The sequence below is a fragment of the Cytobacillus sp. IB215316 genome (genome assembly GCF_033963865.1).
GTDB lineage: Bacteria > Bacillota > Bacilli > Bacillales > SM2101 > Nanhaiella > Nanhaiella sioensis.
This window is the reverse complement of record NZ_JAXBMC010000003.1, coordinates 272,751-296,862: the sequence shown is the minus strand read 5'-3', so window position 1 is coordinate 296,862 and position 24,112 is coordinate 272,751. Positions and strand designations below refer to the sequence as shown.

General features: G+C 34.9%; 24 protein-coding genes. 8 read left to right on the top strand and 16 right to left on the bottom strand.

Features of this window, described 5'->3' with window-relative positions; all coding sequences use genetic code 11:
• Positions 1-582: 582 nt before the first annotated feature.
• The 7 genes from SLH48_RS08455 to SLH48_RS08425 form a co-directional block, all read right to left on the bottom strand.
• On the bottom strand, positions 583-888 hold the full coding sequence (locus tag SLH48_RS08455) for a thioredoxin family protein (RefSeq protein WP_214481085.1): 306 nt from the start codon (positions 886-888) through the stop codon (positions 583-585).
• A 14-nt stretch (positions 889-902) separates the two neighbouring features.
• Positions 903-1,250, bottom strand: a complete 348-nt coding sequence (locus SLH48_RS08450) for a toprim domain-containing protein (RefSeq protein WP_214481086.1) — start codon at positions 1,248-1,250, stop codon at positions 903-905.
• A gap of 366 nt (positions 1,251-1,616) precedes the next feature.
• On the bottom strand, positions 1,617-2,000 hold the full coding sequence (gene gcvH / locus SLH48_RS08445; RefSeq protein ID WP_320257806.1) for a glycine cleavage system protein GcvH: 384 nt from the start codon (positions 1,998-2,000) through the stop codon (positions 1,617-1,619).
• 82 nt (positions 2,001-2,082) lie between these two features.
• The gene (locus SLH48_RS08440; RefSeq protein ID WP_214481087.1) at positions 2,083-2,436 is read right to left on the bottom strand and encodes an arsenate reductase family protein; all 354 of its coding nucleotides are present in this window, start codon (positions 2,434-2,436) and stop codon (positions 2,083-2,085) included.
• Positions 2,437-2,908: 472 nt separating this feature from the next.
• On the bottom strand, positions 2,909-4,693 hold the full coding sequence (locus tag SLH48_RS08435; RefSeq protein WP_320257805.1) for an acyl-CoA dehydrogenase family protein: 1,785 nt from the start codon (positions 4,691-4,693) through the stop codon (positions 2,909-2,911).
• A gap of 120 nt (positions 4,694-4,813) precedes the next feature.
• Complete coding sequence (locus SLH48_RS08430) at positions 4,814-5,989, bottom strand: acetyl-CoA C-acetyltransferase (RefSeq protein WP_320257804.1); 1,176 nt, start codon at positions 5,987-5,989, stop codon at positions 4,814-4,816.
• A gap of 171 nt (positions 5,990-6,160) precedes the next feature.
• The gene (locus SLH48_RS08425) at positions 6,161-8,545 is read right to left on the bottom strand and encodes a 3-hydroxyacyl-CoA dehydrogenase/enoyl-CoA hydratase family protein (protein ID WP_320257803.1); all 2,385 of its coding nucleotides are present in this window, start codon (positions 8,543-8,545) and stop codon (positions 6,161-6,163) included.
• 360 nt (positions 8,546-8,905) lie between these two features.
• Between SLH48_RS08425 and SLH48_RS08420 the strand changes: the two genes are divergently transcribed.
• A complete protein-coding gene (locus SLH48_RS08420) occupies positions 8,906-9,055 on the top strand; it encodes a YuzL family protein (RefSeq protein ID WP_214481091.1) in 150 nt (49 codons plus the stop codon).
• A gap of 242 nt (positions 9,056-9,297) precedes the next feature.
• Here the strand turns inward: SLH48_RS08420 and nagE are convergent, their stop codons facing one another.
• Together nagE and SLH48_RS08410 are read right to left on the bottom strand one after the other, a co-directional pair.
• A complete protein-coding gene (gene nagE, locus SLH48_RS08415; RefSeq protein WP_320257802.1) occupies positions 9,298-10,665 on the bottom strand; it encodes an N-acetylglucosamine-specific PTS transporter subunit IIBC in 1,368 nt (455 codons plus the stop codon).
• A gap of 17 nt (positions 10,666-10,682) precedes the next feature.
• Positions 10,683-11,414, bottom strand: a complete 732-nt coding sequence (locus SLH48_RS08410) for an SIS domain-containing protein (protein WP_320257801.1) — start codon at positions 11,412-11,414, stop codon at positions 10,683-10,685.
• A 650-nt stretch (positions 11,415-12,064) separates the two neighbouring features.
• Here SLH48_RS08410 and nagA point away from each other — a divergent pair.
• From nagA to SLH48_RS08395, 3 genes are read left to right on the top strand one after another with little or no spacing between them, the layout of a single operon-like run.
• The gene (gene nagA / locus SLH48_RS08405) at positions 12,065-13,216 is read left to right on the top strand and encodes an N-acetylglucosamine-6-phosphate deacetylase (protein ID WP_320257800.1); all 1,152 of its coding nucleotides are present in this window, start codon (positions 12,065-12,067) and stop codon (positions 13,214-13,216) included.
• A 20-nt stretch (positions 13,217-13,236) separates the two neighbouring features.
• A complete protein-coding gene (nagB, locus tag SLH48_RS08400; RefSeq protein WP_320257799.1) occupies positions 13,237-13,965 on the top strand; it encodes a glucosamine-6-phosphate deaminase in 729 nt (242 codons plus the stop codon).
• Positions 13,966-13,985: 20 nt separating this feature from the next.
• Positions 13,986-14,711, top strand: a complete 726-nt coding sequence (locus SLH48_RS08395) for a GntR family transcriptional regulator (RefSeq protein ID WP_320257798.1) — start codon at positions 13,986-13,988, stop codon at positions 14,709-14,711.
• 486 nt (positions 14,712-15,197) lie between these two features.
• On the opposite strand, the gene SLH48_RS08390 is transcribed toward SLH48_RS08395, so the two are convergent.
• On the bottom strand, positions 15,198-16,115 hold the full coding sequence (locus SLH48_RS08390; RefSeq protein ID WP_320257797.1) for a proline dehydrogenase: 918 nt from the start codon (positions 16,113-16,115) through the stop codon (positions 15,198-15,200).
• Positions 16,116-16,693: 578 nt separating this feature from the next.
• Here SLH48_RS08390 and SLH48_RS08385 point away from each other — a divergent pair.
• Together SLH48_RS08385 and SLH48_RS08380 are read left to right on the top strand one after the other, a co-directional pair.
• Positions 16,694-16,960 carry a hypothetical protein gene (locus SLH48_RS08385; RefSeq protein ID WP_320257796.1) on the top strand — a complete coding sequence of 89 codons (267 nt, stop codon included), beginning with the start codon at positions 16,694-16,696 and terminating at the stop codon, positions 16,958-16,960.
• A 16-nt stretch (positions 16,961-16,976) separates the two neighbouring features.
• Entirely contained in the window at positions 16,977-17,312 is a 336-nt protein-coding gene (locus tag SLH48_RS08380) for a spore coat protein (RefSeq protein ID WP_214481099.1), read from the top strand.
• Positions 17,313-17,471: 159 nt separating this feature from the next.
• Here the strand turns inward: SLH48_RS08380 and SLH48_RS08375 are convergent, their stop codons facing one another.
• Positions 17,472-17,717, bottom strand: a complete 246-nt coding sequence (locus SLH48_RS08375) for a YusU family protein (protein WP_320257795.1) — start codon at positions 17,715-17,717, stop codon at positions 17,472-17,474.
• 100 nt (positions 17,718-17,817) lie between these two features.
• Between SLH48_RS08375 and SLH48_RS08370 the strand changes: the two genes are divergently transcribed.
• A complete protein-coding gene (locus tag SLH48_RS08370) occupies positions 17,818-18,516 on the top strand; it encodes an SIMPL domain-containing protein (RefSeq protein WP_320257794.1) in 699 nt (232 codons plus the stop codon).
• A gap of 301 nt (positions 18,517-18,817) precedes the next feature.
• On the opposite strand, the gene SLH48_RS08365 is transcribed toward SLH48_RS08370, so the two are convergent.
• From SLH48_RS08365 to SLH48_RS08355, 3 genes are all read right to left on the bottom strand, one after another.
• Positions 18,818-19,525 carry an ABC transporter permease gene (locus SLH48_RS08365; protein ID WP_214481102.1) on the bottom strand — a complete coding sequence of 236 codons (708 nt, stop codon included), beginning with the start codon at positions 19,523-19,525 and terminating at the stop codon, positions 18,818-18,820.
• A complete protein-coding gene (locus SLH48_RS08360; protein ID WP_320257793.1) occupies positions 19,522-20,370 on the bottom strand; it encodes an ABC transporter ATP-binding protein in 849 nt (282 codons plus the stop codon). The genes SLH48_RS08365 and SLH48_RS08360 overlap by 4 nt, the downstream gene beginning before the upstream one ends.
• 180 nt (positions 20,371-20,550) lie before the next feature.
• Positions 20,551-21,657, bottom strand: a complete 1,107-nt coding sequence (locus SLH48_RS08355) for a LytTR family transcriptional regulator DNA-binding domain-containing protein (RefSeq protein ID WP_320257792.1) — start codon at positions 21,655-21,657, stop codon at positions 20,551-20,553.
• Positions 21,658-21,829: 172 nt separating this feature from the next.
• On the opposite strand from SLH48_RS08355, the gene SLH48_RS08350 reads away from it, so the two are divergent.
• Positions 21,830-22,660, top strand: a complete 831-nt coding sequence (locus SLH48_RS08350; RefSeq protein ID WP_320257791.1) for an aldo/keto reductase — start codon at positions 21,830-21,832, stop codon at positions 22,658-22,660.
• Positions 22,661-22,811: 151 nt separating this feature from the next.
• On the opposite strand, the gene SLH48_RS08345 is transcribed toward SLH48_RS08350, so the two are convergent.
• Both SLH48_RS08345 and SLH48_RS08340 read right to left on the bottom strand, forming a co-directional pair.
• Positions 22,812-23,168 (bottom strand): cupin domain-containing protein, encoded by a 357-nt coding sequence (locus tag SLH48_RS08345; RefSeq protein ID WP_320257790.1) that lies wholly within the window; start codon positions 23,166-23,168, stop codon positions 22,812-22,814.
• Between the two features lie 93 nt (positions 23,169-23,261).
• Positions 23,262-23,951 carry a hypothetical protein gene (locus SLH48_RS08340; RefSeq protein WP_320257789.1) on the bottom strand — a complete coding sequence of 230 codons (690 nt, stop codon included), beginning with the start codon at positions 23,949-23,951 and terminating at the stop codon, positions 23,262-23,264.
• Positions 23,952-24,112 lie beyond the last annotated feature (161 nt).

Below are 24,112 nucleotides of genomic sequence, written 5' to 3'. Positions count from 1 at the left end.
CCCCCCTCGTTCCTTAGAATTATAAGAAAGTGTGCAAATGTTTAGACCATCTTCTACAAGCGTCGGAACCATCCCATATAAAGGAGACTATTCAATTTAGTTAACGTGTTTATTATCTAAATTGAATAGGCTCTTTAGCTGAACAGCCAAAAGAGTAAAGAACTTTTATATCCTCTATTAACTGAACCTTAGGTCACTTTTGCTCTTCTAGGTACGTGAAACAACTCGTAACGCTAAACATCCTGTAAAGCTTAAGGTCAACAAAATATTTTTATTATTTTAAAATTTTCGATATTTCAAGGCAAACTCCTTCAAGAAATTAAAAGTAATGCCGAGCTACCTATTTCTGAGCGCTCACTCCCTTGATGAGATTCAGGTTTTCCACAACTGAATTTGTTTTTGTTCAAATTACTGGAGGAGTATGGAAGCTGACCCAGATAAAAGGACTCTATCAGCCCTCACAAGGGATAGAGCCACCTAATCTGAAGCGAGTTTTTCCATCATATAATTGGATAAATGGCCTCGAGGAGAATGGCTCTAAAGTCTGGAAATAAGATATAGTTTTTTAATAGAGAACAAATGTTAATCTAGGTCCTTTAAGTGCTTATATAATACGTCTACGGATTGAAAAGCATAGATACGCTTAATGACCATATTATTTTTAAATATGAGCAAGCACGGTACACTTTGAATTTCGTACCGTTCTGCCATGTCAGGAACATAGTTAACATCCACTTTACCAAACTCTATTGAAGGTACAATTTCTTTTACAACGCCAAGCATTCGTTCTGCTAATTGACAAGTTCCACAAAGTGGCGTATAGAAATATACTCCCTTTAAACCTGAAGCTTGTAAAACCTTGTTTATTTGGTCTGTCCATTGCTGCATAATGCTTAAACCCCTTATAAGTATTGTCTTTTCACTATAAAATTTGCACGGAATAAAACTGCTGCAATATGTTTTAACGGAGCAGCTGCAACTTCACGATACACTTTATCAATATAAATATGTTGCGCTTCAGGAAACTCTCTTTTAAATTGCTGACGGAGCTTGTTACCAGCTTCATCAGCATCAACAAGAACAAATACATCTTGATGAAATGTTGAATCAATAATTTCGTCCAATTTAGTCACACTTAGCGTCCCATTTGTACAAATGATTTCTATTGGTTCATTTAAAACGTTTTCGACTTGCTGTTTATCAGTTTTCCCTTCAACAATAATGACTTTATTAATCTCAATAATCGCCATCGACATCACCCTCGTTGAACAATTCATGAACTTAATAACTAATTTCACATTAGTAGTTTATGTTATTCAAACTACGAATCTACACGCAATATCTTCTCTTCTAAAACAGATAAGTAATACAAATTTCAAATAACGTTTATGAATTTTTGCATGGTCTCTTTTCATAACTTCGTTGCAATTTTGATGAGTATTATGATAGCTCAAAAATTGTAAATATAGAAAGATGCCACGATTGTTAGATGTATACGTTCTCATTATCTTAACAATGCTAAAACAGCTAGCATCATCGCCATATTGTCTATGAAAAAACAGTGGAGCTGTTACCCCACTGTTTCAAATATCGACCTTAATATTGGTGAAGATAACTTAATCTTCCTTTGTCATTTCCTCATATTGTTCAGCTGACATTAAGCTTTCAACTTCACTCATATCAGCAGGCTTGATTACAACCATCCAAGCTTTTTCATATGGAGATTCATTTACGAATTCAGGCGTATCGTTTAAGTCTTCGTTAACTTCTAATACTTTGCCACTAATTGGAGCATATAATTCAGATACTGTTTTCACAGATTCAACACTACCAAATGGTTCATTGATTTCTATTTCATCACCCGGTTCTGGTAATTCAACGAAAACAATATCTCCAAGTTCTGATTGAGCAAAATGAGTAATTCCTATGCGGACTTGATCTCCTTCAATACGTACCCACTCATGTTCTTCAGAATAACGCAATTCCTTCGGTGTATTCATTTCAACAATCCCTCCAACATTTATAATCATTTTATATATATTAAAAGATGACCGTTTTAACAGTACCTTCTAATTTCAATGACTACCCCCAAGTGTCTTCAAATTGCTTTTCATTAAACCCTACCGTCACAGCACTGCCATTCGTTACGATGGGACGCTTGAGTAACATGCCATCACTTGCTAGAATATCTAATAATTCAGCCTCTGAAGCAGCTTTGACCTTATCCTTTAATCCAAGCTCACGATACTTTTTCCCACTCGTATTAAAGAACTTTTTAAGTTCTAATCCACTTTTATGATATAATTCTTCGATTTTTTCTCTCGAAGGGGGATTATCAACAATATGTAATTCTTCATAAGAAACATGATGTTCATCTAACCATTTTTTTGCTTTACGACATGTTCCACATTTCGGATACCAATAAAAAGATACCATATAATTCCACCACCCAACGACTTTTTTTGAGGGTTTGCAAACGAGAAACTTGGTCAAAATTCCCCTCTTCAAATGAATATTATCATATTTTTAATTAAATGCATAATCAAGAATTCACTTGTTATAACCTTCTCAGTTTTATTCGTCTTTTATTTTGTTATTCCTGCAATTCTTCTTGAGAAAAATAATCTTAATTTCGTAAGTAACTAGGCCCTATTGGACAGTACTAGTAACCTTTTATAATAAGACTCTTTGCTTAAAATAGCTCTTATTACGAAAAGCAACAATTTATGAGAACCCAGCCTTTAAGTGGCTCTTTACACAGGCTTTGTTGCCATAATTACGATTTAAACGATGCATATCATTATCTCAGACGCCAGGTGTATGTTTCTTCGTATGTAAATATAGTGGTTAAAAAAAGCTCCCATTTTACAGGAGCTTTTTTCAAGTAATGGCCAATATTTCGGTGTTGTTAAACTGTATAGCGTTCTGCTTCAATTAGTACTGCTGCAGCTTCACGCTTTTTAGCAATTACGTTAATCGGAGTATAACGAGTGAACTTGCGTAGTGATGATAGCATCATGCGAAGTGTATCACCTTGCTCTGTTGCAACAAGTGTTTCTTTTGCATGCGCTTCGATTTCGTTAAATGCTTCTTGGCAATAAATTTGTGTATATAAAAGTTTTTGGTTGTTTTTCTCTAGCCCAGTTTTGTTGATTGCTTTTTCTGTACGTAAGACAGCTGATTCCATTGCATATAAGTTGTTGACAATATCTGCAATATTTATTAAAATTTCTTGTTCTTTTTCAAGCTTTGGACCAAACTTTTGTGCAGCTAAACCAGCTACCATGATACCTATTTTCTTCGCATTTTTCACTAAATATTTTTCTTGTTCTAGTGGCTCATCACCAACCTCTTCAGGCATCATCATCATTAACTCTTCCTGTAAAGCTTGTGCTTTTTGTAATAGTGGAAGCTCGCCTTTCATTGCTTTACGTAAAAATGTCCCTGGTACAAGTAAGCGATTGATTTCATTTGTTCCTTCGAAAATACGATTAATACGAGAATCTCTGTATGCTCTTTCTACTTCATATTCAGCCATGAAGCCGTATCCACCATGAATTTGAACGGCTTCGTCAACAACATAGTCAAGTGTTTCAGAACCCATTACCTTCCCAAGGGAACATTCAATCGCATATTCGCCAACTGCTTTCCCTACTTCTCTGCCGTCTTTAACTTGTTCTGGTGTAAGAGCACCCATACGATCTTCAAATAAACCAACTGTTCTATAGATAGAGCTTTCAGAAGCATATAATTTTGATGCCATCGTACCGAATTTTTCTTGTGTTAAAGAGAATTTAGATATTGGTGTTTTGAATTGTTGACGTTGGTTAGCATATTGAATTGATACGTCTAACCCACGTTTTGCTGCTCCTGTTGTCCCTAGTCCAAGCTTATAACGACCAATATTCAAAATGTTAAAGGCAATGACATGCCCTTTTCCAGCTTCACCTAAAAGATTTTCTTTTGGTACATGTACATCCTCTAAAATGAGTGTACGAGTTGAAGAGCATTTAATACCCATTTTCTTTTCTTCAGGACCAGTAGAAACACCCTCTAAATCACGATCAACGATAAATGCTGTGAAATGCTCGCCATCGATTTTTGCGTATACGACGAATACGTCAGCGAAACCAGCATTTGTAATCCACTGCTTTTCTCCATTTAACACATAATGTGTTCCCTCTGCATTAAGTTTGGCAGTTGTTTTTGCGCCTAATGCATCTGAACCACTACCTGGCTCTGTTAAAGCATATGCAGCAATCTTTTCACCTACCGCTAGGTCAGGTAAATACTTCTTCTTTTGTTCTTCGCTACCGAATAATACAATTGGTAACGAACCGATTCCAACATGAGCACCGAAAGTAACCGAAAAGCCACCAGCTCTTGACATCTTTTCTGTAATAAGTGCTGAACTAATTTTATCTAACTCAAGACCACCATACTCTTCAGGAACATCTGCTCCTAATAGTCCTAGCTCACCCATTTGTTTTAATAGCTTAACCGAACGGTCAAATTCATGGTTTTCAATATGATCTAGCTGTGGCACAACCTCATTAACAACAAAATCTTCTGTTGTTTTACCTATCATAATTTGTTCATCTGTATAATCCTCTGGTGTAAATACTGCATCTGAACTAATATCTTCAACTAAAAAGCTGCCACCCTTTACTAATTGTTTAGTTGTATCTGACATTTTAATTTCCTCCTATAAAATAGTGTGTTGTTATTTATTCTATTGCAGTGCTAGTCATTCCCCTGTGACTAACACTGCTTTATGATTCCGACCAAATACCCCCTATTTGTTCCGAACACTCTATACTAATTCAAATACCCCAGCAGCACCCATTCCGCCACCAATACACATCGTTACAATCCCAAATTGTTCGTTACGGCGTTTCATTTCATGAATAAGAGATAACGTAAGTTTAGCTCCAGTACAACCAAGTGGATGCCCTAATGCAATTGCCCCACCATTCACGTTAACCTTTTCTTCATCTAAACCTAATTCACGAATAACTTGAATTGATTGTGAAGCAAACGCCTCATTTAATTCGAATAAACCAATATCAGCTAATTCTAACCCAGCTAATTTTAATGCTTTAGGAACAGCTACAACCGGTCCAACTCCCATGATTTCTGGCGGTACTCCACCGACTGCAAATGAACGGAATTTAGCCATCGGCTTCAAGCCAGATGAATCAGCTTTTTCTCTATCCATCACCATCACCGCAGCTGCACCGTCACTCGTTTGCGAAGCATTACCAGCTGTTACAGATCCTGTGACAGAAAATGCTGGTCTAAGTTTCGCTAATCCTTCAACAGAGGAATCCGGGCGTACACCTTCATCTTGAGAAAATTGAATTGTTTTTTCTTGAACTTTATTGTCTTTACCTACTGAACGCATTGTAACGTCTACTGGTACGATTTCGTCAGCAAACTTTCCTTCTGAAATTGCATTCGCTGCTTTCTGATGGCTTCGCACAGCAAATGCATCCTGTTCTTCTCTCGTAATACCATATTTCATTGCAACTTGTTCAGCTGTATGCCCCATGCCCATGTAATATTCTGGTGCACTCTCAGCAAGCTTCGCATTTGGACGAACAACATGACCCATCATTGGTACTAAACTCATTGATTCTGCCCCACCAGCAATAACTGTATCTGCGTGACCAAGCATGATTTTCTCTGCACCGTAGGCGATTGTTTGTAAGCCAGATGAACAATATCTATTTACTGTAACTGCTGGAACGGTGTAAGGTAACCCAGCAAGCGCCCCAATATTTCTAGCCATATTTAATCCTTGTTCTGCCTCTGGCATTGCACAACCAATGATTAAATCATCTATATTACCTTCATAGTTACCTGCACGTTTTAATGTTTCCTTTACTGCAGCAGCCCCTAAATCATCAGGACGTACATCTTTTAATGTCCCTTTCTTTGCTTTACCAACCGGTGTTCGAGCACCAGCAACAATAACAGCTTCTCTCACATCATTCCCCCGCTTTTCTCCGTATTTTTTCGAATAGGTGGAAGCATTTTTAGACGATGTTCAAAAACTATGCTTATTTAAGAAATACTGATCCACATAATTACTGCAAAACTCACATAGATGTTCTTTCCTAATCTCTATCCAGCCTTTTTGAACACATAGTAGTTATTATTAATTGCGTAACGGCTTACCTTTTACTAACATGTGTTGCATACGTTGCTGTGTTTTTGGTTCTCCAATTAAGCTAACGAACGCTTCACGTTCTAAATCAAGTAAGTATTGCTCATCAACCTTTGTTCCAAATGGTACTTTACCACCTGCAATAACGTGTGACAGTTTTTTCGCAATTGTTAAGTCGTGATCGGAGATATATCCAGATAAATGCATATTTTGTGCTCCTAATAATAATGTTGCATATCCTGTTTCCCCAACCACTGGAACCATCTCACGTTTAGGAGCTTGATAGCCTTTATCATAAAGTGATATGACAGCTTGTTTTGCATCATGGATAAGATGATCTCCATTAAAGCTAATGCCGTCTTGTTTTGTTAAGAAATTATAGTTTCGAGCATCAGGTCCAGATGTTGACACTTTAGCCATTGCTATCGTTTCGAATACTTTATTTGCGACAGCTTGCAGATCAAAATCTACACCTTTTGGCATTGTTTTCAGATGGTTAATGTAAAGCTCTTTATTACCACCACCACCTGGAATTAAACCTACACCAACTTCAACTAAGCCCATATATGTTTCACTTGATGCTTGAATCTGACTTGTCGGTAAGCTAATTTCTGTACCGCCGCCTAACGTCATAGCGAATGGTGCGGCAACAACTGGCTTAGCACTATATTTCACATTCATCATTGCTTGTTGGAAATGACGTATAACCATTTCAATTTCAAAGAAATTATCGTCCTGTGCTTCCATAAGCATCATTGCTAGATTAGCTCCGACACAGAAGTTTTTACCTTGGTTTCCTATTACTAATCCTTTATAGTTACGATCGACTTCTTCAAGAGAATAATTAACCATTTGAATGATGTCTAATCCAATGGCATTATTCGGAGAATGGAACTCTAAAAGTGCTACATCATTACCAATATCTATTAAACTAGCACCACTATTTTTCTTAATAACTCCATTTTTCTCTTTTAAACTCTTAAGATGAACAATTTTTTCGTTTTCCTTTAGCAGCTTGTATTCATCTTTGTCTAAGTATGCAACTCCACCGTTCTCTTTTTTATAGAAGGAAGTAATACCGTTTGAAAGCATTTCTTCTATCCACGCTGGAATCTCTTGTCCTTCAGACTTCATTTTGTTTACTGATTTCTCTAAACCGATTGCATCCCACATTTCAAATGGACCGATTTCCCAACCAAAGCCCCACTTCATCGCTTTATCAATTGCAACGATGTCATCTGCAATCTCACCTAATAGTTCAGCAGAATACAAGAGTGCTGGGCTAATAATATTCCATAGCAGTGCCCCAGCTCTATCGTCTGCATATACAAGCGCTTTCAATTTCTCAGGAAGCTTCTTAATTTGTTTACTCATTTCGATAGATGGTGCTTTTAGCTTTGTTCTTGGCTCATACTCAAACGTTTCTGGATTTAATTGTAAAATCTCTTTTCCTTTTTTCAAGAAAAAGCCTTGACCAGTTTTACTACCTAACCAACCTTTTTCAACCATCTTTTTCATAAATGCTGGAGTAACAAATACTTCTTTATCCTTACCTTCAACATTATCGTATACGTTTTTTGCAACGTGAACGAATGTATCTAAACCGACAACATCAAGCGTGCGGAAAGTTGCACTTTTTGGTCTACCAATTAATGGACCGGTTACCGAGTCAACTTCACCGGCGCTGTAGCCACCTTTTAACATTTCATTTACAGTGATGTGAAGCCCATAAGTTCCAATTCGATTGGCAATAAAATTAGGTGTATCCTTCGCTTCAACTACACCTTTTCCTAGTTTTTCTTCTCCATACTGCTTAATAAAAGATAAAACTTCAGGAGAAGTATCCTTTGTAGGTATAACCTCCAACAGTTTTAAATAGCGTGGCGGGTTAAAGAAGTGTGTTCCAAGAAAGTGTTTTTTGAAATCATCGGAACGACCTTCTGCCATTGCCTCGATTGATATTCCAGAAGTATTAGAACTTACGATACTTCCTGGCTTTCTTACTTGTTCAATACGTTCAAATACTTGTTTCTTAATTTCTAAATTTTCTACAACAACTTCAATTATCCAATCACATTCAGAAAGCCTTTCCATGTCATCTTCCATGTTACCTGCTTCAATTAACACAATATTGTCCTTTGACATTAGCGGAGCTGGCTTTTGTTTTAACAGTTTTTTAATTGCTTGAGAGCTTAACCGATTTCTTACACTTTTATCTTCTAATGTTAGCCCCTTAGCTTTTTCATCGTCTGCTAACTCTCGAGGTACAATATCTAATAATATAGTGGGAACCCCAATATTAGCTAAGTGTGCTGCTATTCCAGAGCCCATTACACCTGAACCAAGAACAGCTGCTTTTTTAATATGTTGGACCATTCCATTTCTCCTCCTCTGACTCTTTGAATGAATACTCATTCATTTTACTGTCAAAAAAAATACTGCCTACCTAGAATGAGTTCCTTTAATTATAAATATAAATGATTTTTCAAATTTTCGCAATATAGAAGCAATAAAATAGGTAATTTTTTTCAAAATACAACATTATTCTACAAGAAGATTAACAACGTTCTATAACGAATGGCTATTTTTCCTATGAAAAAAAAATGTAGTTATGTGCGTGCTTATTACGAAAAGCAACAATTAATGCAAAAACATCCTTATGTAAAGAGCCCCATAATTATTATCTTGATAAAAATGTTCACTTTGGAAACGTTAATAAAATGGAGGTGATGCGAAATGGCACGCATGAAGAAGAGTCCATCAAAAGCGGGAGTAAGCGCAGCAAGTGTAAAAGGGAATGCTGGTCCTACGGTTGAAAATGAGGGTGGAAAAACTCAAAGCCAAAATCAGCAATATAAAAAGCATAATATGCAACCCGAGGAATAAAAAGGCGTTTTACCGGTTAAACAATAGCGGAATGTCCGTTAATTACAATACTAAGACAGGTATACACACGAAGGCGTATTGCCTTCGTGTGAAATCATGGTCTGGGTTAAGCTTTATGATGGATATTCAGTCAACAGATAAACTTTAAATTTTTCCCTTTTACTAGCCGAAATGTATGGTTTACTATCCAAATTTGCACTTACACTTGTCAAATATGCTGTTTACTGTCCAAACTGCCTATACTATACCATGCGCTTTAACGCATCTGCTACGAATTCAACATTTGTTCCTACAATTACTTGAATATGATTGTCATCTACTTTCATAACTCCGTGAGCACCATGTTTCTTTAATGAAGCTTCTCTTATAGCACTGCTGTCTTTCACCTCTAATCGAAGTCGAGTGGCGCAGTTATCTATACTAGTAATATTCTCTTTACCACCTAAATCTTGTAGGAAGCTCTCAGCCATTGTAGTATATTTATCACCTGTTCCAGCTGATGCGCTAGGATCCTCCTCAATTGCCTCATCCTCTCGGCCTGGTGTTTTAATATTCATAACCTTTATAAGAACATAAAATACGATGAAGTAAATTACTCCATAAATTAATCCTACTACTAATAGTAAAAGAGGTTTTTGGGCAATTCCAAAATTCAATAAATAATCTGTAACACCCGCTGAAAATCCAAAACCGTCCTGGATGCCAAGTAAGTTCGTCACTACCATTGAACTCGCCGTTAATAATGCGTGAATAACATACAAAAGTGGTGCGATAAACATAAACGTAAATTCTATCGGTTCAGTAATACCTGTTAAAAATGACGTTAAAGCAATTCCTATCAGTGCGCCAGAAACTTGTTTTCTTCGTTCAGGTTTTGCGGCAGCTATCATTGCTAGGCATGCTGCGGGAAGGCCAAACATCATGATTGGAAAGAAGCCCGTCATAAATTGACCTGCTGTTGGGTCACCAGCAAAGAAGCGATTTAAATCCCCTGTTGCTCCTCCATATTCGCCGAACACAAACCAAACTAAGGTGTTTATGACATGATGAAGTCCTAACGGAATTAACAAACGGTTTAAGAAGCCGAAAACGCCAACACCAACTGCACCTGCACCAATAATCCATTCACCTAAACTATTAATCCCCTCTTGAATAGGTGGCCAAATAAACCCTAATGGCAAAGCAATTATAAGCATCACGATAGATGTAACAATTGGAACGAACCTTCTTCCTCCAAAAAAGGCTAACCATTCTGGCAATTTTATATCATGATAGCGATTATACAATTGACCACTTATAATCCCCGCTAAAATACCACCTAGAACCCCCATATTAATTTCATCATTAATAGCTTGCGTTGCATCTGTTAAGACAAAATATCCGACTGCACCTGCTAGTGCTGCAGCACCGTGATTATCTTTTGATAATCCTATTGCAATCCCTATTGCAAAGATGAGTGATAAATTAGCAAATAATGCTCCACCAGCAGCAGATATAAACGGGATATTTAATATATCCTCTGCTCCAAAACGAAGTAATAATGCTGCGGCTGGTAATACAGCAATTGGTAGCATAAGTGACTTCCCAATTCTTTGTAAAAATTTAAACATTTTTCATCTCCCCAATTCTATAAAAGATGTGTGACTCTATCTTTATATTGATTAATTAAATCCTGATTGTGGATATCTGAGCCTTGTACGTTTCCACTTAAGAAAATGGGTGGTTTAATATTTTTCTTTAATAGAATATTAATGGTCTCTACGATTACACTATTTATAATTGCAGTATTAATAATTGTAGAAGTTGGTCCAAATGGTTGCTGTAGTCGATCGTCAGTCATGACAGCATCTCCTATAGGAGTATAATTATCTATTACAAGATCGACGACTTCGTGCAAGCGTTTTTGATCTATATGCCTTGACTTTACATGTTTTGAAAAATCAAGCGATGTTAAAGCGATCACTTGAGCCCCTTTACTCTTTGCATATAGCGCAGCATCAATCGGAACTGGATTAATACCTGAAGTAGACACAACGATAAAAACATCATTTTCTTGAATTTGATATTTTTCAAGGTTAACTTCTATAAAATTATTAACCCTTTCAAGCATTGAAGACCTGACTGGGCCTTTAAATAACATTAAATCTTCTATAAGAATAGGGTTTACACATGCTAGCCCCCCTGCGCGATAGAAGATTTCCTCTGAGATGATATGTGAATGTCCACAACCAAATATATGAATAATGCCTTCTTTTTCAAGTGTATTTGCTAATATTGATGCAGCGTTTGTTAATGTTTGTTCATTGGATTTCACCTTATTAAGCAATCTTTCAACTTCATCCAAATATTGAATAAGCATACATCCACCCCCAAGAAAATAAGCTCCGCTTCCTTAATAAATTTTTTTTTATATTCTCCCTATACATCACCCCATTTTTTTTATTCATGACCAAATGACAGATTTGAGTCTAAAGTGCAACTTACAAAGAAAGTGACCTTTAATTAATGGTGATATTAATTTTACATCTCGGTGGCCATTCTTTAAGGCTGTTTTCGCGTTGATTGTTGCTTTTCATTCTAAGATGTCGATCGTTTGTGGCATCTTTTCTACTATTACAATGATTAAGCTCTCTTAAAACTCATCTTACTGTCCAATTTAAGTAAAAATAGCATCAAAGTTAAGCCTTCTTTTATTTAGTAGTAATGTTAAGGTCACTATTGAACATAATGTAGCTCTCGTTTAATTAACTTAATTTTCTGATATTTAAGCGGTGCATGAACGTTTATTTTGTAAACGCATTCATAATTTGCACCGATAGAGAGTTTTTCAACCTCTCCATCAACTTGCTAAAACATGCAATTAATATTTTACAGGTAGCCTAGTGGAACAACTATATCGTATCATTATAATATATAGTTGTCTATACCAATTTTTATATATGTATAGTTGTCTAGACAACTGATAATTAACATGATATGATATAGAAAAAAGCATAAGGAGTTTTCGATATGCTTATTAAAGGCTTAACAATTTATGCTGAAGATAGAATGATTGAACAAGGTACTATTAAGATTACTGATGGCAAAATTGAGTCAATCAGTCAACACATAGATGAAATTGATACTAACATCATTCAATTTCCTAACACTTATAAATGTCTGCCTGGGTTGATTGATGTTCATATTCATGGTGCACATGGTTCTGATATTATGGATGCCTCTTCACATGCACTGGATACAATTTCGAAAGCATTACCACAAGAAGGGACAACTAGTTATCTAGCTACAACAATTACACAACATCAATCAAAAATAGAACAGGCATTATTCAATGTCGGTAACTATATGGAATCTCAGAATGATGGTCAAGCTGAAATATTAGGAGTTCACCTTGAAGGTCCATTTATTAATTCACAAAAAGCAGGAGCACAACCTTATGATTACATTTTAGAGGGAGATATATCATTATTTAAAAGCTGGCAAAAGCTTTCAGGTAACAATATTAAACTGGTGACGCTAGCACCCGAAATAAACAATGGTTTGGCCTTGATTAAATATTTAAGTTCAAATGGCGTTGTTGCTTCTATCGGGCATTCAAACGCTACTTATGATCAAGTAGTTGATGCCATTAGTGTTGGAGCATCTCACATTACTCATCTATTTAACGGCATGAGCGGCTTACATCATCGAGAACCAGGTGTTGTAGGTGCAGCAATGATGCGAGATGAATTATTTGTTGAAATGATTGTTGATGGTATACACGTTTCTCCTAAAATGATTGAACTTGCTTACCGTTACATTGGATGTGAGCGAACAATTCTAGTTACCGATGCGATGCGTGCAAAATGTTTAAGAAATGGCATCTATGACTTAGGTGGTCAAAATGTACACGTGAAAAATGGTAAAGCAACTTTGGATGGAGGAGCATTAGCTGGTAGTTTATTAACGATGGATCAAGCAATGCAAAATATCTTGACTTACACAAATGCACCTCTTACTGAATTAACCATAATTGCCTCAAAGAATCCTGCTAAACAATGTGGCGTCTTTGATCGTAAAGGTAGTATAAAAGAAAATAAAGATGCAGACCTTATTATTTTAGATGAACAAAACAATCTAGTTATGACTATCTGTCGAGGAGTTATCTCATACGAGAGATAAATACACGAGGTGAATTTCTCATGAAAATCATACAAGCAGAAGACTACCATGATTTGAGTATTAAAGCCGCTCAACATATTATAAAAAACATACAAAACGAGCCAGATCTTGTTTTAGGTTTAGCGACTGGTAGTACACCTAAAGGTACTTATAAACAAATGATTAATGATTTTCAAAAAAATAACACATCTTATCGTTATGTAAAGACTATTAATTTAGATGAATATGTAGGCTTAGCTAAGGATGACATAAATAGTTACTTTACATTTATGAATGAGCATCTTTTTAATCATATTAATATTCCTTATTCCCAAACACATATTCCGAACGGAATGGCAAAGGATTTACAAAGAGAGTGCAATAACTACGATAGGCTTATTCATTCATTAGGTGGCATAGACCTACAATTATTAGGCATCGGACACAATGGGCATATAGGCTTTAATGAACCATATACTTCCTTTAACACCCGTACGCATATTGTAAAATTAACCTCATCAACTCGATATGCAAATGAACGATTTTTTCAACATATCAATGAAGTTCCTAAATATGCGATTACGATGGGTATTCAAACTATACTTGAAAGTAAACAGATACTTTTACTTATATCAGGTAAAGATAAACGAAAAACTGTCCATAAACTATTAGTAGAACAAAATATGAGCGAAGAATTTCCTGCATCTTCCTTATATGATCATTCACATGTTACAATCATAGCAGATAAAGCAGCGCTTTCACTAACTTAATAGCGAAAGGAGAGCTAGAAATGATCGACAGAGAATCACCTGTGCCAATCTATTATCAAATCGAAGAATATATAAAGAATTTAATAGATAATGAAGAACTCAACCCTGGTGATGCGATTCCTTCAGAAAGAGAATTTTCTGAACAATTTAGTGTAAGCCGCATGACCATCAGACAGGCGATTATAAACTTAGTTAATGAAGGATATTTATATAGACAAAAAGGCAGAGGTACTTTCGTTGGTGATAAGAAAATAGAACAAACATTACAAGGCTTAACAAGCTTTACTGAGGATATGGAAAAAAGAGGGATGAAACCAGGAAGTAAACTTCTTAAATTTGAGCTTATTCCAGCAAGCCGTAGTATTTCAAACAAGCTATTAATAAATGAACATGACCCTCTATATGAAATAAAACGGATAAGATTTGCTGACGACTTACCGATGGCAATTGAAACAACCTATATACCTGCAAATTTGGTAAAAGGCCTAACCGAAGACATAGTCAATCGTTCACTTTATTCTTACATTGAAAATGAACTAGGTTTACAAATAGACTCTGCGAAGCAAATTATTGAGTCGTCAATTGCGAGAGCAGATGAAGCGAAAGATTTAGGTATAAATAAAAATGCACCAATATTATATATTCGGCGACAAACTAAGTTAACCAACGGGCAGCCGCTAGAGCTCGTTAAATCAGTTTATCGAGCTGATCGATATAAATTTGTTATTAATATGAAGAGAAATTAACATTATTATTATTTTAAAATAACAAAAGAGCCTTTCGTTAATGGATGATGAATTTATCGAATGGCTCTTTTCGTAACCTTTGTTGCTAGAGTGACAATATTAGCAAAACAAAATGATTTATAATTCATTGACGTCATTTTATATCAAGAAATAATATATGCCGTGTTAATGTTTAAGTACGAAACACAAAATTAATGCGAGAACAGTTGACAAAAGCTGTTTATGTTTTTGTCCAAAAAATAACAATCAATACTAATCTCTAAGATAAAGTGAAATAGGCTTAAGAGTTAGACAATAAGGACTCAGAATCTACTTCCCTAGAGATTATCATCTTAGTATGAATATAACCCCAGAGTATAATAAAATCACCAGCCCTATTCACTAAAACCATCTATCGAATAAGGCTGGGTTTATCTTGATAATTTATCATTCTACTATTTTATTCTTTCACTAATTATACAAAGTTATGGAGAAGTCCAAAAATCTTTATTTTTTGACCATTCCCTTTACTACAAACGCAACATTTGCTGGTCTTTCCGCTAACCTACGCATAAAGTAGCCATACCAATCTGTTCCATATGGTACGTACACTCTCATTTTATATCCTTCATTTGAAAGCTCCAGTTGGCGTTCTGTTCTTATTCCATATAACATTTGAAACTCGAATTGATCATTCGGAATATTGTGCTCTTTAACGAGTTGTTTAGTATATTCTATAATCGCATCATCGTGGCTTGCTACAGCTGTATAATTCCCATTTAATAAATGCATTTTTATAATTTTTTTAAGGTTGTCATCTACATCTTTCTTATCAGGAAATGCTACTTCAGGGGATTCTTTGTATGCCCCTTTTACTAGCCGTAGATTAGGATGATAGTCATTTAAGTCTTCAATATCTTTTTCTGTTCTATATAAATATGATTGGATAACTGTCCCTACATTATCAAACTCTTTTCTTAACTCTTTGAAAATATCTATTGTTTTCTGGCATCGAGAATAGTCTTCCATATCGATAGTAACGAACACACCATTGTCTTTTGCAGCTTGTAAAATTCTACGCATATTGCTCATTACCACTTGGTCAGATATATCCAAACCCATAGAAGTCATTTTTAATGATAGCTGTGAATCTAAATTTTCTCTACCAATTGCCTTAATTGCTTCAATTGACTGATCTGCCATTTCGTTAGCTTCTTTTTCGTTATCAACAAATTCACCTAAATAGTCAATTGTTACAACTAGCCCTTTACTATTTAGCTCTTTAATCACATCAACAGCAAGGTTAATCGTTTCCCCTGCAACAAACCTACCTGCACCAAAACGCAAACCGTATTTTTTTGCTAACTTTGTCATAGGTTTATTCTTTGATAAAAATAAGAAAAAGTTTTTCATCACTTGTTCCAATTTATAATAACCTCCTTTTTGTAACCGCATTCATTTGAGTTAGCAGAGTCCTCAAAAAGTGTGGAAAAAGATGTTGTATAAACTTTGTACAAGCTAACCTGAAATGAGCTTTTCTTTTCGTAGTTTGAGTAAATCTCATTTCGTAGCTATGTGTAATTTCACTGTTCATGATCGTATGTGTTTTTTCGAGGAGTTAGTAGCCCTACTTTAATACGCCTACCACCATGATTTCTTCTTCGTACTTTTTAAACTCGCATTTTTAAGAAGGCTGTATTTATTTTTCTACTAGCCAGCATTATTTTATCATCTTTTATTATTTTTGAATATAATTTAACGCTATTTTTGTCGAAAATATGACAAATTGTTTAACAGGCTATTTTCACAGTGGTTGTTGCTTTTCGTTTTAAGTTTTTCTAACGTTCGTGTCATCTTTTCAACATTAAGATCAAACCCAATTTTAATGTCCATTTTTAGTAATAATAGCAACAAAGTTTACGATAAAAGCGTTAATAATAATTTGTATAGGTATTAGCCGTTAGGGAAGGATAAATTTTGAAGTTAATAAGGAGGGTTTAATGATGCAGCAACAAAATATGACTCAAAACCAAACAATGGCAATGCCACAGCCACCACAAGTAATATCAACAAAAGACTCGATGTACTTAACTGACATGCTTTCTTGGAATTTATTAGCTATGAAGAAAGCACATTTCTTTGCTAGACAATGTCAAGATCAAGAAATTATATCAGCTATAGAGCGAGCTGGACAAATGCATCAACGACATTACGGTATAATAATGTCCCATTTGCAAAATAACAATCAGCCAACCCAACCAATGCAATAAGGAGGTAACATCATCAATGAATAATCAAAACAAAATTCAAAACCCAAAAACACCGACACCTCAAACACCTGAAATGAACGAACGTGATTTTTTAAATGACATGCTTGCAACTGAAAAATATATGACAGATTCTTACTGTACAGCATTGAATGAAGCAAGTCATCAAGCACTTTATCAAGATATACAAAATGTCTTTAACGAAACACAAAATTGTCAAAGACAGCTATACAACCTAATGTTCCAAAAAGGTTGGTACAAAATCGAGGCTAGTGAACAACAGAAGCTACAACAATCTTATCAACAATTCCAAGGCTATACGAGTCAATTTCCATATAACAATATGACCCAATAAGAAAAATCTCTCATCCGGATTCTCCCCGACAAGCGCTTTATTTAAAGGTGCTTGTTGTTTTTTATTAGAACTTGAGGTTAGGGAAATAACATTTCGGCAACCAGTCTAACCAAAGCTTCCTTTAACAAAGTAGGACACACACAACTCTTTGTGTCTGCCCTACTTTGATGTACGATGTTCTTCATTTAATTGTTTAATTTCAGCGATAACCTTCTTCATTTCTTCCTTTGCATCTGGGTACATTTCATTCCAATGCTTAGCCAATGCAGGCATGCTTTTCGCAATATGAGTATAAAGCGCCCACATCTCAACCTTTTTGATTGTATCAGGAGTATGTTGACCAACTAATAAATCAGTATATTTTTCAAGTAAACCGTCAAACTGCTCTATAAATTTTTGTTCCACCATTTCAGCCCCTTTGAACAAATACTTTAACTGTATATATTATAATCTTACACTTTACTACATACAATTTATTACTCCTAAAAAAGAAAGGGTTGTTTCGATGAATTCGTACCCTTATTACAATCCTTTTCCTAAACAGCAAAATAAAAGACACACCCAACATGACAAAGTTGAGCCACATATCATTGTCGAAGGACGTGGGAAAGTAACTGTAAAACCGGACCTAGTTTCTATGCAATTCGGTGTTATTACTGAGGATCAGAGCGCCACCACTGCTCAACAACAAAATGCATTACAGTCAACACAGCTTATTCGTTCTTTAATTGAGTTGGGAATTGACAAAAATGATATTGAAACAATGGCATATAACGTATTTCCAAAGTATAAAACAGTTGATAACGAAAGCATACTCGAAGGATTTAAAGTTACACACCAGTTAAAAATTACGGTTCGAAACAGCCATATGTCTGGCGAAATTTATGATGTAGCATTTCAAAATGGAGCTAGCAGTGCTGGAAGGTTAAGTTTTGAATTATCAGATCCTGACCCCTACTATCTGCAGGCTCTACAAGCTGCTGTAAATCATGCCATTCGAAAAGCTGCTGTCATTGCAGAAACGATTCATGCACAAATTAATCAAGCTCCTACAAAGATTAAAGAGCTTGGTCACCCTCCATACAGGACATTTTCTGAAGATCAACCACTTATGTCTACAACAATTACTCCTACTACTTCCATTCTGCCTAGAGAAATTAGCATAACTGCGGAAATTGAAGCTCAATTTGATTATAAGAACTAGCCTGTTGATCAAGTCCTCAAAAAAGCAAGAGCCTAGCTATACTAATTGTTCTTCTTGACTAATCTACCCAAAAACGGCTATTCTCGCATTGGTTGTTGCTATACGTACTAATATATAAGCACGTATCCATCTAGTGTACCGGGCATCTTTTCTACTTTTACAATTATTAAGCTCTAATAAAATTCATCATATTGTCCATTGTTCATAAGAATAGCAACAAAGTTTACGAAAATAGCCTATAAACAAACAGCCAGGGAGAGAGTATGCTCTCTCCCTGGCTGTCTTATTGTATAGCCTTTTACTAGTCAAACCTTCTTTTCTTATAAGTAATTAACGTAACAGCAATCGCTACAACTACCCAAATAAGAAGAATAAACAGATTTCCAAAAATATCGCTATAGCTTCCAGTATCATTAAATTGAGTCCACATATAATTAAATTGCTCACTCGGTAAATAGCTTACTAGCTTTATAATCAATTCATTATCTGTCACCGAAGTGAATATAGAACCCATTCCTAATATGACCAAAATTGGCATTCCAACTACTCCGGTTTCCATTACTGTACGAGAAAGTAAACCTATCATTGTACCAACCGAAATATATATAATCAATCCTACAATTAACATCAATATAAAGAGTGGTAAAGATACCATCTGAAAATCACTAAGAAACATAACACCAGCAACGACAACCATTGTAGCTGCGGCTGATAATGTACTTTTTCCTACTAGAATCTCCAATGTACTAGCTGGTGAAAGTAATAGTCCTCTCAGTGTATTTTTTTCTTTTTCTTCAGCGACTATAGAAGCTTGTACGAAAGTCCCTACTAGCGTAAAAGTTAAATTAATTATAAACATTTGAGAGATTCCATCATTACTACCTACTCTACCAAAATAAGCTGCAAGTACTAAAGGCATAGCGATTGTTAACAGCATGTAAGAATTTTTAAGTAAATCAATCCAGTCCTTAATAAAGATTGCATTTACTCTTTTCAATGAAAATATCATACTAATTCCCTCCCAGTTAATTGTACAAAAATATCTCCGAGTGTCGGCTCATTTGAATGTATAGAAACAATATCACCTGATTTCATCAGTTCATAAATTTGTTCTGCCCCTTTTTCATCCTTATCTACAACTATAGTTCGATCCCCTTTTAGTAATAACGAAATGGAAGGATCTGCAAATTTAGTACGTAAATTTTGAGGTGTATCGAGTAACTCAATCTCGCCATTATTAAGAAATGCAACACGATCACAAATCTCTTCTGCCTCTAACATGTCATGTGTTGTTAAAAAGATTGTCGTTCCCTCTTCATTTAATTGGCGCAAACCATTGTGAATATTTTTCGTATTTGCTGGATCCAATGCTGATGTTGGCTCATCTAAAAATAATAGGTCAGGCTTATGAAGAATAGCACGAGCCAACGTCACTCTTTGCTTCATTCCTTTAGATAGCTTTTTAACTTGTGTTTTTTTCTCATTAACTAGGTTGACAGATTCTAATACTTCATCAATTCTGTTCACATCCACATCATATAGCTTACAATAGAGCACAAGATTATCGTAAACAGACAGTCGATCATATAGCCCACTATTATCTGTTAATACACCAATTCTTTTCATATAAGCAGGATCTTTTAATTTGCTTACATGTTCTCCGAACACTTGAACCTCTCCAGATGTATGTAGAAGTTGAGATGTTAATATTTTAATAGTTGTTGTTTTTCCTGATCCGCTTGGACCTAAGAAACCGAAAGTCTCCCCTTTTTTTACATTAAAAGAAACATCCTTCAAAGCTACTTTATTTTTAAATGACTTAACTAAATTACTTACTTCAATAATATTGTTCATAACATTAACTCCTTTTCCTAAAATTTTCGATTTAGTTAATTGTTTGTTTCGCTGTTGTATTTAGTATAGGCTCATTTCTTTTTACTAGCATTAAATTTTAGGTGAAAAGAGTATATCTGTTGATGAATAAATCCTTTTTATAGATGATTGGCGTTTCAAATTATGTATTATCATCAAATTTTATATTCCAATTATGCCCTTCAAATCATTTAATTTACCTTTTGATAACGGGATTGAGCTTTTTTTCGCATCATCTAGAATTAAACTATAACTATTACGTGTCCAGGTTATAACTTCTCTTACCTTTTGCAAGTTTACAATATAAGAACGATGGCACCTGAAGAAACCAAATGGATATAAGCGATCAAATAATTCATTTAATGTATAAGAACACGCAAAAGTCTCCCCTTTCACATGTAAATGAGCGATTCCGTCATTACTTTCAATAAAATCTATTTCTGTTGGATCAAAGAGAATGATCTTTTCATTCACTTTAGCCGGAATCTTTTCAAAACGAACTTGAGTATTGATTACTTGATCCTCTTCAACATCTTGAATATTTTTCTCAGTCATTTCCGCATTTGAAGCTGCTTTATTATTTGTCGGCCTGTTGTTATTCTTAATAATCTCCTCTTTAACGCCTTCGCCATCAGCTACATCTATCTTTTTTAACCCTTCTCCATTCAAACGATACACACAGTTCGTCATAATAATCGCATTTTCAAGATCGCTCGTCGTCAATAATATTGCTTTCCCCTGCTCAGCAAGTTCTTCAATTATCCTTTTTACAATCATTTTACTTTCAATATCAACATTTTGTGTTGGTTCTTCCATGATGAAAAACTGTGGATCTTGTAAAATTACCCGGGCAATTTGCAAACGCTTCTTTTCAGAAAAGCTAAGCTTGTCGATTTTTGTATTCTGTTTATCTATTAAACCAACCATTTTAACAATAACTCCAATATCGCCATCCACATTATACAGCCGCTTAATGAATTGTAAATATTGTTTCGGTGTCAGGCGTTCATAATAGCCATCATCAGACAATAGGACACCTATGTTAGGACTTATATCTTTAAAATTACCAATAAATGGTTTTTGAAAATAATTAATTTCTCCTCCAGATTTAGGTAATCTATCGGTCAGTATTTGAATGAATTGTCCACCAACTTCAATGTTACATTGGATTGCAACGATGTCTCCATTATGTATTGTTAAGTCTATAGGTGGGAATAAGACCGTATTCCCAATATTCCTTTCAAGCTTTTTCACACTTAATATGCCCATAGCTTCTTCACCCCTGTTTAATCCAAAGTTGTAATAAGGTACCTATTTATTCCTAGATTATACATTAAAACTATAAACATAATGCAAAAATAAAAAAATGAAGATCAAAAAATTCATTTTTTATCCCTTCTACTTCATAATATTAAGTGATATGAAAATTAAGGAGTTGGTTATGTTGAATTCAATATCAAGCACAGTTTCATTACATAATGGCATTGATATGCCATGGTTAGGGTTGGGGGTATATAAGACTGAGGATGGCAAGCAAGTAATAGATGCAGTTAAAGCTGCTATTCGTGCTGGGTACCGAAGCATTGACACAGCAGCAATATACAAAAATGAAGAAGGTGTCGGGCAAGCGATTAAACAAAGCGAGATACCCCGTGAACAATTATTTATTACATCAAAGGTTTGGAACTCTGATCAAGGCTTTGAATCAACTTTACGTGCTTTTGAAGAAAGTCTTGCGAGACTTAACCTCGACTACTTAGACCTTTATCTTATTCACTGGCCTGTAGAAGGCAAATACAAAGAAACGTGGCGCGCTCTCGAACAGCTTTATAAAGATGGAAAGGTCCGTGCAATTGGTGTAAGTAACTTCCACGTCCATCATTTACAAGATTTATTAACTGAAGCAGAAATAAAGCCTATGGTGAATCAAGTAGAATTCCATCCAAAATTATTACAAGAAGAGTTGCGTAACTTTTGCCGAGATCATCAAATTCAGTTTGAAGCTTGGTCACCTTTAATGCACGGAAAATTACTAGATAACGAACTTTTAACTGAGATTGCAAACAAACATAACAAAACAGTAGCTCAAGTAATTTTAAGATGGGATTTACAAAGTGGTGTAGTAACAATACCAAAATCAACAAAAGAGCATCGAATCATTGAAAATGCTTCTATCTTTGATTTTGAATTAACAAATGAAGAAATGCGTACAATAAATGACTTAAATGAAGATTTACGTTTCGGACCAGATCCCGATAATTTTGACTTTTAATAGAAAGTAATTGTCTTAACTGTTGAAGGGGCTATCTCATTACTTGTGAACAACTTAGTAAGCCCCTTTTAAATTTAACATTATTTATTTTCTCTGTTGAGATTCGCTGTTGTCCTTTGTCCAATAAAAACTTTCTTAGTTTATTTGAACCTCATTTTCTCAACTTCATATATGCTGATGGATCTAGTTCTTCACTCTCAATAACGACGGCTGTTAATCCATCATTTGACACAGTTTCATGCCACTCACCTTTGTTCCAAAACACTGCATGCCCAGCTTCTACATATTGTATTTCATCATTTTCACCTCTAACAGTGCCACTTCCACTTACGACTAATAGCAGCTGATCAGAAACTGCTTGATGATAGCCAACGATGCCTTCTTTATTTAGATACATGAATCCAATATGAGCTTTTTTATCTATGATACCTATACGCGACATGACAAAGTTTGAATCAAATCGTGTTATTTCTTTTCCCATATTTCTATTAAACTGATATATTTTCATTTATGACTCCCCCTACCATTTAATTTCAAGCGTTTAATTTTCAGTTAACTTAAATACAAAAAAAAAATATAATTTTACATTTTATAGCAACTGTTATTTTTTAGAGAAGTCTATTAACCTATTTTCTGGAATAGGAGAATTGCCTATATCTTTTGACAACATAATGAGCTCATTACATAAAAAACGACTGCGTCTTGATGGGTATGTAGGTTCCATATTTTCACCTATACAGACTCTCTCAGGTTGAACATTAAAAGTCCCAATTGGCACTTCATTAACTTTAGCATTATCAAAGTAAATTCGAAAATATTCGTTTTCATTCCAAGTTAACCTAACTGTTCTTTGTTTTTCACAGCATAACATTGGTGTATCAATAATAACTGAATTTACTTTTTGATCTAATGAGAGCCAAACCTTAAATTTTCGTTGATGAACATTGTAAAAGCATAAGAAAAAATTATTTTCAATAGCTGTAGGATATGAATTATCTCGAATCATAAAAAAATATATATAATCTGGATTTGATATGCCCTCCATTGATTTAGTATTAAAAGTCCATTCAATCATACCTTCCTTCTTATTGAAAGGAATATTAAGTGATTTTCGGCTATCAGGAGAAATCCAAGTACCATTGGATCCATAATTTTTGTAGTAAATCATATTATTTAGATTAAAATCACAATGTGCAGCTTCTTCAACCTTAGGTGGGTTTAGTAAATATACATATCTGTCTACTTTATTAAGTGCCTTTGCTTTATACTTTTTTAGTTTACTTTTAATCATAAATACGTTCTCCCCTTTTTTCGTCAATAAAAAAATCATCCCCATAGAAAGTTTGTTTAAACGAGGATGACTATATATTCTATTTCAATACTTTGAAAAAAATGTTAGTTCACAAAAAATTATGACCATCTACTAGCCATGACGCATACCTTCTAAATACT